General features: G+C 69.3%; 10 protein-coding genes and 1 pseudogene. 10 read left to right on the top strand and 1 reads right to left on the bottom strand.

All coding sequences use genetic code 11. From position 1 onward, the window contains the following. The 10 genes from AB7U92_RS14355 to ntrC all read left to right on the top strand — a co-directional run. A partial coding sequence (locus AB7U92_RS14355) for an AIM24 family protein (RefSeq protein WP_428577978.1) occupies positions 1-593 on the top strand: 593 nt, incomplete at its 5' end. Beyond that, a complete protein-coding gene (locus AB7U92_RS14350; protein WP_428577976.1) occupies positions 590-1,591 on the top strand; it encodes a YncE family protein in 1,002 nt (333 codons plus the stop codon). The genes AB7U92_RS14355 and AB7U92_RS14350, both read left to right, overlap by 4 nt. Further along, on the top strand, positions 1,575-2,363 hold the full coding sequence (locus AB7U92_RS14345) for a polysaccharide deacetylase family protein (protein ID WP_428577973.1): 789 nt from the start codon (positions 1,575-1,577) through the stop codon (positions 2,361-2,363). Before AB7U92_RS14350 ends, AB7U92_RS14345 begins: the two co-directional genes overlap by 17 nt. Continuing rightward, entirely contained in the window at positions 2,360-3,340 is a 981-nt protein-coding gene (locus AB7U92_RS14340) for a sterol desaturase family protein (RefSeq protein ID WP_428577970.1), read from the top strand. Before AB7U92_RS14345 ends, AB7U92_RS14340 begins: the two co-directional genes overlap by 4 nt. Before the next feature lie 8 nt (positions 3,341-3,348). Further along, positions 3,349-4,203 carry an EI24 domain-containing protein gene (locus tag AB7U92_RS14335; RefSeq protein ID WP_428577967.1) on the top strand — a complete coding sequence of 285 codons (855 nt, stop codon included), beginning with the start codon at positions 3,349-3,351 and terminating at the stop codon, positions 4,201-4,203. Further along, complete coding sequence (locus tag AB7U92_RS14330; RefSeq protein WP_428577964.1) at positions 4,200-5,021, top strand: competence/damage-inducible protein A; 822 nt, start codon at positions 4,200-4,202, stop codon at positions 5,019-5,021. The genes AB7U92_RS14335 and AB7U92_RS14330 overlap by 4 nt, the downstream gene beginning before the upstream one ends. A 215-nt stretch (positions 5,022-5,236) precedes the next feature. Further along, positions 5,237-6,652: a type I glutamate--ammonia ligase gene (gene glnA, locus AB7U92_RS14325; protein ID WP_428577961.1), complete on the top strand. Its 1,416-nt coding sequence runs from the start codon at positions 5,237-5,239 to the stop codon at positions 6,650-6,652. Positions 6,653-6,804: 152 nt separating this feature from the next. Beyond that, positions 6,805-7,317: a hypothetical protein gene (locus AB7U92_RS14320; protein ID WP_428577958.1), complete on the top strand. Its 513-nt coding sequence runs from the start codon at positions 6,805-6,807 to the stop codon at positions 7,315-7,317. Further along, entirely contained in the window at positions 7,314-8,420 is a 1,107-nt protein-coding gene (gene glnL, locus AB7U92_RS14315; RefSeq protein ID WP_428577955.1) for a nitrogen regulation protein NR(II), read from the top strand. Before AB7U92_RS14320 ends, glnL begins: the two co-directional genes overlap by 4 nt. 43 nt (positions 8,421-8,463) lie before the next feature. Continuing rightward, positions 8,464-9,969, top strand: a complete 1,506-nt coding sequence (gene ntrC / locus AB7U92_RS14310) for a nitrogen regulation protein NR(I) (protein ID WP_428577952.1) — start codon at positions 8,464-8,466, stop codon at positions 9,967-9,969. A 12-nt stretch (positions 9,970-9,981) separates the two neighbouring features. Here the strand turns inward: ntrC and AB7U92_RS14305 are convergent. After that, a pseudogene (locus tag AB7U92_RS14305) lies at positions 9,982-10,076 on the bottom strand (exodeoxyribonuclease III); the annotation flags it as partial.

The raw sequence follows: 10,076 nt of genomic DNA, 5'->3' as shown, positions 1-10,076 counted from the left end.
TGTTCACCACGGTCTACACCAACCAGGCGCGGGCCAAGCAGCGCGTGGCCTTCGCCGCCCCGTACCCCGGCAAGATCCTGCCGATGGACCTGCGCCAGATGGGCGGCACGCTGATCTGCCAGAAGGACTCGTTCCTCTGCGCGGCGCGTGGCGTCTCGCTGGGGATCTACTTCCAGCAGAAGCTCTCGGTGGGCTTCTTCGGTGGTGAGGGCTTCATCATGCAGAAGCTCGAGGGCGACGGACTGGCCTTCGTGCACGCCGGCGGCACGGTGGTCAAGCGCGAGCTGCAGGCCGGCCAGACGCTGCTGATCGACACCGGCTGCGTGGTGGCGATGACGCCGAACGTGAACTTCGAGATCCAGTACGTCGGCAAGATCAAGACCGCGCTGTTCGGCGGCGAGGGCCTGTTCTTCGCCAAGGTCACCGGCCCGGGCACGGTGTGGCTGCAGAGCCTGCCGTTCTCGCGCCTGGCCTCGCGCGTCTTCGCGGCGGCGCCGCAGACCGGTGGTGGCGGCCGCGGCGAGGGCTCGGTGCTCGGCGGCTTCGGCGCCGGCGGCATCCTCGGTGGCGTGCTCGGCGGCGACGACGAGTGAAGCATCGCTGGCTGATCGCCGCGGCCGCGCTGGCCGCGGCGGCGTTCGCGCAGGTGGTGCGGGCCGCGGATGTGCCGGCCCGGCCGGTGTTCGTGCTCAATTCGCTGGATGCGACGATCAGCGTGATCGACCCGCGCAGCTGGACCGAGACGCGGCGCATTCCCACCGGCAAGGAGCCGCACCACCTCTACCTGAGCCCGGACGAGCGCTCGCTGCTGGTGGCCAATGCGCTGAGCGATTCGCTGACCCTGGTCGACCCCGCCACCGCGCAGGTGCAGCGCACCATCACCGGCATCTCCGACCCGTACCACCTGCGCTTCTCGCCCGACATGAAGTGGCTCGTCACCGCGGCGAACCGCCTCAACCACATCGACATCTACCGCTGGGAGGGCCTGAAGGCGGCCGAGCCGCTGAAGCTCGCCGGCCGCGTGCCGGCCGCACGCACGCCCAGCCACCTGGCGATCGACTCGCGCAGCAGCACGGTCTTCGCTTCGCTGCAGGACAGCGACGAACTGCTGGCGGTCGACCTGGCCAACCAGAAGCCGCGCTGGCGCGTTGCAGTGGGCAAGATGCCCGCCGATGTGTACCTGACGCCCGACGACCGCCTGCTCTTCGTGGGGCTGACGGGCGACCGCTTCGTCGAGGTCTACGACGTGACCGGCGCGGCGCCGAAGCTGGCGCGCCGCATCGAAACGGGCGAGGGCGCCCATGCCTTCCGCTCGCGCGGCGACGGCCGGCACCTGTTCGTGAGCAACCGCGTGGCCAACACGATCAGCAAGATCGACACGCAGACGCTGTCGGTCGTCGAAAGCTACCCCGCCCCGGGTGGGCCCGATTGCATGGACATGCTCTCCGACGGCAAGACCATCCTGGTCAGCTCGCGCTGGGCGCGCAAGCTCAGCGTGATCGACACCGAGAAGAAACAGGTGGTGCGGCAGGTGCCGGTCGGCCGCTCGCCGCACGGGGTGTGGACGCTCGACCATGTTCCGCGCCGCTAGCCTGCTCCTGGCCGGTGCGATGCTTGCCGGCGCGGTGCGGGCGGGCGACACGCAGGCCTGCGACAAGCCGCTGTACCTGACCTTCGACACCGGCCACATGGGCGTGGCGCCGCTGGTGGCCGAGGTCCTGCAGCGCCAGGGCGTGAAGGCCACCTTCTTCCTCGCTCACGAGAAGACGCTCGACGGCGGCGGCAGCCTCGACAACCGCTGGGCGCCGTGGTGGAAGGCGCGCGCTGCCGAGGGGCACGCCTTCGGCTCGCACACCTACGACCATGTCTACTGGCTCGCCGACCGTGCCGGCGGCTTTCGCATGCGGCCCAGCGCCGGCCCGCACGCCGGCCGCGCGGCCGACTGGGGCACCGCGCAGTACTGCGAGGAAATCCAGCGCAGCGCCGCGCGCTTCCATGACATGACCGGCGCGGAGATGGGCGCGGTGTTCCGCGCCCCCGGCGGCAAGACCTCGCAGGCGCTGCTCGATGCCGCCGCGCAATGCGGCTGGCAGCACGTGCCCTGGAGCCCGGCTGGCTTCCTTGGCGACGAGCTTCCGAGCGAGAGGTTTTCCAACGCGAAGCTGCTCGAGCGCGCCCTGCGCGACATCCGCCGTGGTGACATCCTGCTCGCCCACCTGGGCATCTGGTCGCGCCAGGATCCCTGGGCGCCGGCCGTGCTGGAGCCGCTGATCGAAGGCCTGAAGGCACGCGGCTTCTGTTTCGTGACACTGCGCGACCACCCGTCATACCGCGCCGCCATGGCGAGGCCGGCGCCGCGATGATCGACGCCCTGTTCCAGCAGATCGGCGAGGCCTTCGGCCAGCTGCAGCAGGCGGTGTTCGAAGGCGCCGTGCAGCCGCTGGCTTTTGCGTTGGGTATCGGCAATCTTCTCGAGGACGCCTATGCCGGAACCGGCTGGGTGCTGGTGGGCGTGTTGCAGATTGCGCTGATCGCGCTGGTCTTCGGCGCGCTGGAGCGCTGGCGTCCGGTGGAGGCCGTGACCGACCGCGCTGCCGTCCGACTGGACATCGCCTACACGCTGATCCACCGGCTCGGCCTGTTCCGCCTCGTGCTCTTCTTCGCCGTCGAGCCGGTGTGGAACGCGCTGTTCACCCAGCTGCGGCTGGCCGGCGTGCCGGCCTGGCAGCTCGACCAGGCCCTCGCCCCGTGGTGGCCCGGCGTGAGCGACACCGCCTGGTTCGCGCTGCTGGCCTACCTGCTGGCGTTCGACCTCGTCGACTACGCCATCCACCGCAGCCAGCACGGCGTGCGCTGGTGGTGGGCGCTGCACGCACTGCACCACAGCCAGCGCCAGATGACCCGCTGGAGCGACAACCGCAACCATCTGCTCGACGACCTGATGCGCGACGCGATCATCGTGCTGGTGGCCCGAGGCATCGGCATCGCGCCGGGGCAGTTCGTGGTGGTGGTGGCCTGCACACAGCTGCTCGAGAGCCTGGCGCACGCCAACGTGCGAATGGATTTCGGCCCGGTGCTCGGACGCCTGCTGGTGTCGCCGCGCTTCCATCGCCTGCACCACGCCGTGGGGCGCGGCCACGAGTCGCGCGGCCCGGGTTCCCTGGGCGGTCACAATTACGCGGTGCTCTTCCCGCTGTGGGACATGATCTTCCGCACTGCCCGCTTCGACGACCGCTACGAGCCCACCGGCATCCGCGACCAGGTGGAGCTCGGGCGCGACTACGGCCACGGCTTCTGGCGCCAGCAGTGGCTCGGTCTGCGTCGTCTCGTGGGGCGCTGATGCGGCAGATGCTCGATGCCTTCTGGCGCGCCGCCGCCTACTGCCTGCACCCGCGGGTGATCGCGCTGTCGGTGCTGCCGCTGGTGTTGATGGTGGTGGCCGCACTCGGCCTGGGCTACCTGTTCTGGGACCGCGCCATCGATGCAGTCAACGCCACGCTGGAAGGCTGGTCGCTGGTGACCACCTTCTTCACGTGGCTGGAGCGCTTCGACCTGGCCGGCCTGAAGTCGGCCCTGGCGCCGCTGATCATCGTCTTCTTGGCCACGCCGGTGATCGTGATCGTGGCGCTGCTGGCGGTTGCCATCATGATGACGCCGTCGATGCTGCAGCTGGTGGCGGAGCGGCGCTTCCCGACGCTGGAACGGCGCCACGGCGGCTCACTCTGGCGCGGCGCGCTGGGTTCGCTGCTGGCCACGTTGCTCGCGCTGCTGCTGTTGGTGCTCTCGGTGCCGCTGTGGCTGGTGCCGCCGCTGGTGCTGGTGATCCCGCCGCTGATCTGGGGCTGGCTGACCTACCGCGTGCTCAGCTACGACGTGCTGGCCGAGCACGCCAGCCGCGAAGAGCGCCACGAGCTGATCCGCCGCCACCGCCCGGCGCTGCTGGCGATGGGCGTGCTCGCCGGCCTGCTCGGCGCTGCGCCGGGCATCGTCTGGGCCTCGGGGGTGATGTTCGTTGCCCTCGCGCCGGTGCTGGTGCCGGCGGCGATCTGGATCTACACGCTGGTGTTCGCCTTCGCCGCGCTATGGTTCGCGCACTTCGCGCTGGCGGCGCTGGAGGCGCTGCGCCTCGAGCGAGAACCGCCTCCGCCACCGGCGCCCGCGCCACCGCCGTTTCCCACCCTCGAGATGCTGCCCCCGCCATGAACTTCGGCCTGATCATCATCGGCGACGAGATCCTGTCCGGAAAGCGTGCCGACAAGCACCTGTCCAAGGTCATCGACCTGCTGGCTGCGCGCGGCCTGTCGCTGGCCTGGGCTCGCTACGTGGGCGACGACCCCGAGCGCATCACCGCCGACCTGCGCGAAGCGCTGGCTGCCGCGCGCCAAGGCGACGTGGTGTTCTCCTGCGGCGGCATCGGCGCCACGCCCGACGACCACACGCGGCAGTGCGCGGCCCGCGCGCTGGACGTGCCGTTGCAGTTGCACCCGCAGGCCGCCGAGCTGATCCGCGAACGCATGCAGGACGTCGCGCGCGAGCAAGGCGTGCCCTACGAGCCCGACCGGCCCGACAGCGTGCACCGGCTCAACATGGGCGTGTTCCCCGAAGGCGCGGGCATCATCCCCAACCCCTACAACAAGATCGCCGGCTTCAGCCTGCACCCCGGCGAGGGAGAGGGCGGGGTGTTCTTCGTGCCGGGCTTTCCGGTGATGGCCTGGCCGATGATCGAGTGGGTGCTCGACCGGTATTGCGCCGGCGCTCACCGGCAGGTGGCGTTGCGCGAGAAATCGGTGATCGTCTTCGGTGCGATGGAGGCCACGCTCACGCCGCTGATGGAGGACATCGAGGCGCGCTTTGCAGGCATCAAGGTGTTCAGCCTGCCCAGTGTCGACCACCCGCAATGGGGCCGGCATATCGAACTGGGCGTGAAGGGCGACACCGCGCGCCTGGACGAGGCCTACGGCGCGCTGCTCGCCGGCCTTCGCCAGCACGGCGCCGACCTTGGCCCCGAACTGGTGCGTTGATGACGCGAAGTGATGCACCAGTCATGTGCGTAGTGACGCCTCGATCTGGTGCGACTCGCGCTCGTTCCGGCTGAATCCGGACCGGGCGCCTCGGGCCAGGTCGCTGGCATGCCTTCTGCTACATTCCTGTGCGCTTTTCGGCACCCGGCCATGGCCGCGGGGCACCGACGAAAACCATTCAACCCACCCACCAGCAGCCTGCCAGGAGATCTTTGATGGCCAAGACCGTCGCCGACGTGATGAAGATGGTGAAGGAAAACGAAGTCAAGTTCGTCGACTTCCGCTTCACCGACACCCGCGGCAAGGAGCAGCACGTGTCCGTGCCTGTCTCCGCTTTCGATGAAGACAAGTTCAGCTCGGGTCACGCCTTCGACGGTTCCTCGATCGCCGGCTGGAAGGGCATCGAGGCCTCCGACATGCTGCTGATGCCGGACCCGAACACCGCCAACATCGACCCGTTCTTCGAAGAGCCGACGCTGATCCTCACCTGCGACGTGCTCGAGCCCAGCGACGGCAAGCCCTACGAGCGCGACCCGCGCTCGCTGGCCAAGCGCGCCGAGGCCTACATGAAGTCTTCCGGCCTGGGCGACGCCGCCTACTTCGGCCCCGAGCCCGAGTTCTTCGTGTTCGACAGCGTGCGCTGGAACGTCGACATGTCCGGCTGCTTCGTGAAGATCGAGTCCGAGGAAGGTGCCTGGAACACCGGCAAGGACTACGAGCACGGCAACAGCGGCTACCGCCCGACCGTCAAGGGCGGCTACTTCCCGGTGCCCCCGGTCGACAGCGGCCAGGATCTGCGCTCGGAAATGTGCCTGATCCTCGAATCGATGGGCATCCCGGTCGAGGTGCACCACCACGAGGTGGCCAACGCCGGCCAGATGGAGATCGGCACCAAGTTCAGCACGCTGGTGCAGCGCGCCGACTGGCTGCAACTGCAGAAATACATCATCCAGAACGTCGCGGCCGCCTACGGCAAGACGGCCACCTTCATGCCCAAGCCGATCGTCGGCGACAACGGCAGCGGCATGCACGTGCACCAGTCCGTCTGGAAGGACGGCAAGAACCTGTTCGCAGGTGACGGCTACGCCGGCCTGTCGGAGTTCGCGCTGTACTACATCGGCGGCATCATCAAGCACGCCCGTGCGCTGAACGCCATCACCAACCCCGGCACCAACAGCTACAAGCGTCTGGTGCCCGGCTTCGAGGCCCCGGTGAAGCTGGCCTATTCGGCGAAGAACCGCTCGGCCTCGATCCGCATCCCTTACGTGGCCAACCCGAAGGGCCGCCGCATCGAGGCGCGCTTCCCGGATCCCACCGCCAACCCGTACCTGGCCTTCAGCGCGCTGCTGATGGCCGGCCTGGACGGCGTGGAGAACAAGATCCACCCGGGCGAGGCCGCCACGAAGGACCTGTACCACCTGCCGCCGGAGGAGGATGCGAAGATCCCGACCGTCTGCCACAGCCTGGACCAGGCCCTCGACTACCTCGACAAGGACCGCGCCTTCCTGACCAAGGGCGGCGTGTTCACCGACGCCTACCTCGACGCCTACATCGAGCTGAAGATGCAGGAAGTGACGCGCTTCCGCATGACCACGCACCCGGTCGAGTTCGACATGTACTACGCCCTGTGAGCTTTTCCCGCAGGGATGAAGGGACGGCCGCGGCCGTCCCTTTTTCTTGGAACTTCCCGGGCGCTTCGGTGCACCGACCCTGGGCGACAATCGTCCATCGCCTGTCGGCGGCGCCGTCCGGTGCCGCGTTGGGCAGGCAAGGAGTTCCACGCATGCACCGTTTCCTGTCCAGCCTCCTGGCCCTGCTGGCCGCCCTCGCGCTCTGGCCGGTGTCGGCCTCGGCGCAAGGCGCCACCGTCTACCGCTGCCCGGGCAACGTGTACACGAGCAGCGCCGACATCAGCGCCAAGGAGGCCGAGGCCAAGGGATGCAAGCCGCTGGACGGCGCGCCGATCACCGTGATCCAGGGGCCGCGGCCGCGCACGGGTACGCCGGTGCCGGCGGCCAGTGGCCCGCGCCCGGCCGACGCCAAGGTCGACCCGGCCCAGCAGCGCGCCCGCGACGGCGACGCCCGCCGCATCCTCGAGACCGAGCTGAAGAAGGAAGAGGAGAAGCTCGCGCAGCTGCAGAAGGACTACAACAACGGCGAGCCGGAGCGCCGCGGCGACGAGCGCAACTACCAGAAGTACCTCGACCGCGTGGCCGAGATGAAGGCCGCCATCTCGCGCAAGGAAAGCGACATCGCCGCCATCAAGCGCGAGCTGTCCAAGCTGCCGCCCTCGTGAAGAAGACCGCGTCGCCGCCTGCGCCCGACGCCGCAGCGGCAGACGCCGCGGCCTATGCCGCTTTCGACCACCTCGCCACCATGGTGGCGGTGGTCTCGCCGGAAGGGCGCTGCGTCTTTGCCAACGCCTCGTTCGAGAACGTGCTCGGCCTGTCGCGGCGCAGCGTGCAGCGCGGCTCGCTGTTCGACTGGTTCGTCGACGCCGGCACCCTGCGCGAGACGGTGGCGGCGGTGGCGCGCAACGAGTTCTCCACCAGCCGCATGGAGACGCTGCTGCGCCGCCCCGGCCCGACCGGCGGCGACGCGCTGCCGGTGCACGCCATCGTCACGCAGATGGACGGCACGCCGCACGTGCTTCTGGAGCTGGTGGAGATCGAGCAGCAGACCCGGCAGGACCGCGAGGAACGCGCGCTCGACCAGGCCAAGGCCAACAAGGAGCTGATCCGCAACCTGGCCCACGAGATCAAGAACCCGCTGGGCGGCATCCGCGGTGCGGCGCAGCTGCTCGAGATGGAGGTCGAGAGCCGCGCGCTGACCGAGTACACGCAGGTCATCATCAACGAGGCCGACCGACTGCAGGCACTGGTCGACCGCCTGCTCGCGCCGCACCGCAAGCCGCACGTGGTCAGCGACGTCAACATCCACGAGGTCTGCGAGCGGGTGCGCTCGCTGATCATGGCCGAGTTCCCGCGCGGGCTGGTGGTCGAGCGCGACTACGACGTCTCCATTCCCGACTTCCGGGGCGATCGCGAGCAGCTGATCCAGGCGGTGCTCAACATCGCCCACAACGCCGCGCAGGCGCTGGCCGAGCGCATCGCCGCCGGCGATGCGGTGATCACGCTGCGCACGCGCATCGCGCGGCAGGTGACGCTGGGCAAGCAGCGCTATCGTCTGGCACTGGAATTGCATATCCAGGACAACGGCCCGGGCGTGCCCGAGTCCATCCGCGAGCACATCTTCTATCCGCTGGTGTCGGGGCGCGAAGGGGGTTCGGGACTGGGGCTCACGCTGGCGCAGACCTTCGTGCAGCAACACCAGGGCACGATCGAGTGCGAGAGCGAACCGGGCAGGACGCTGTTCAAGATCTTGATTCCGCTGCCCTGAGCCGCCGCGTCGAAGCGGGGAGGGTGGCCACCACAGGCAGGGCATGAAACCCATCTGGATCGTTGACGACGACCAATCCATCCGCTTCGTGCTCGAGAAGGCGCTGGCGCGGGAGGAACTGGCCGTGCGCAGCTTCACCAACCCGCGCGACGTGCTCGCCGCGATGGAGGACGACGAGCCGCAGGTGCTCGTCTCCGACATCCGCATGCCCGGCGGCTCGGGCATCGAGCTGCTGACCAAGGTCAAGGAGCGCCATCCGGGCCTGCCGGTCATCATCATGACGGCTTACTCCGACCTCGACAGCGCGGTCAGCGCCTTCCAGGGCGGCGCCTTCGAGTACCTGCCCAAGCCCTTTGACGTGCCCAAGGCGGTGGAGCTGATCCGCCGCGCCGTCGACGAGAGCCTGCGCGAGGAAGTGCGCGATGCCGCGCAGGCGCAGATGCCCGAGATGCTCGGCCAGGCGCCGGCGATGCAGGACGTCTTCCGCGCCATCGGCCGACTCAGCCAGAGTCACGTGACGGTGTTGATCACCGGCGAATCGGGCACGGGCAAGGAGCTGGTCGCGCATGCGCTGCACAAGCACAGCCCGCGTGCCAGCGGCCCGTTCGTCGCCATCAACACCGCGGCGATCCCGAAGGACCTGCTCGAGAGCGAGCTGTTCGGCCATGAGCGCGGCGCCTTCACCGGTGCGCAGACCACGCGGCGCGGCCGCTTCGAGCAGGCCGACGGCGGCACGCTGTTCCTCGACGAGATCGGCGACATGCCCTTCGATCTGCAGACGCGGCTGCTGCGCGTGCTGTCGGACGGCCAGTTCTACCGCGTCGGCGGCCACAGCCCGATGCGCGCCAACGTGCGCGTGATCGCCGCCACCCACCAGAACCTCGAGGACCGCGTCCGACAGGGGGTGTTTCGCGAAGACCTGTTCCACCGCCTCAACGTCATCCGGCTGCGCCTGCCCGCGCTGCGCGAGCGGCGCGAAGACATCCCGGCGCTGGCGAAGTTCTTCCTGCAGAAGAGCGCGAAGGAACTCGGTGTCGAGGCCAAGCGCATCACCGATGCGGCGCTGGCACGGCTGATGAAGTTCGATTTTCCCGGTAACGTGCGCCAGCTCGAGAACGTCTGCCACTGGCTGACGGTGATGGCGCCGGCGCAGGTGATCGAGGCGAAGGACCTGCCGCCGGAACTGATGGGCGGCGAGACGCCCTCGGCCAGCGTCCCCGCCGCGCTCGTCGAGGGACAGCTGTCGGCGCCCGCGACGGCCGTGGCTGCGGTGCCGCCGGTGGCGGCGGCCACCAACGGTGGTGGGGCGCCAACGATGTCGCCGGTTGCCGAAGCCGACTGGCTGTCGGGCCTCGAACTGGAGGCCCGGCAGATGCTTCAGGCCGGCGCGCCCGAGGTCTGGGACGCGCTCACGCGCAAGTTCGAGGCGCGCATGATCCACACCGCGCTCGACATCACCCGCGGCCGCCGCATCGAGGCGGCGCACAAGCTCGGCATCGGCCGCAACACCATCACGCGCAAGATCCAGGAACTCGGCCTGGACGATTGAGCCGGCGTCGGCTCAGCCGGCGAGTTCGACGACCACCGGCGCGTGGTCGCTCGGCCGCTCGTTCTTGCGCGGTGCCTTGTCGATCGTGCAGGCGCTCACGCGCGGGC

The sequence above is a fragment of the Piscinibacter sp. genome (genome assembly GCF_050175855.1).
Taxonomy (GTDB): domain Bacteria; phylum Pseudomonadota; class Gammaproteobacteria; order Burkholderiales; family Burkholderiaceae_C; genus Piscinibacter.
This window is presented reverse-complemented; position numbering and strand designations above follow the sequence as displayed.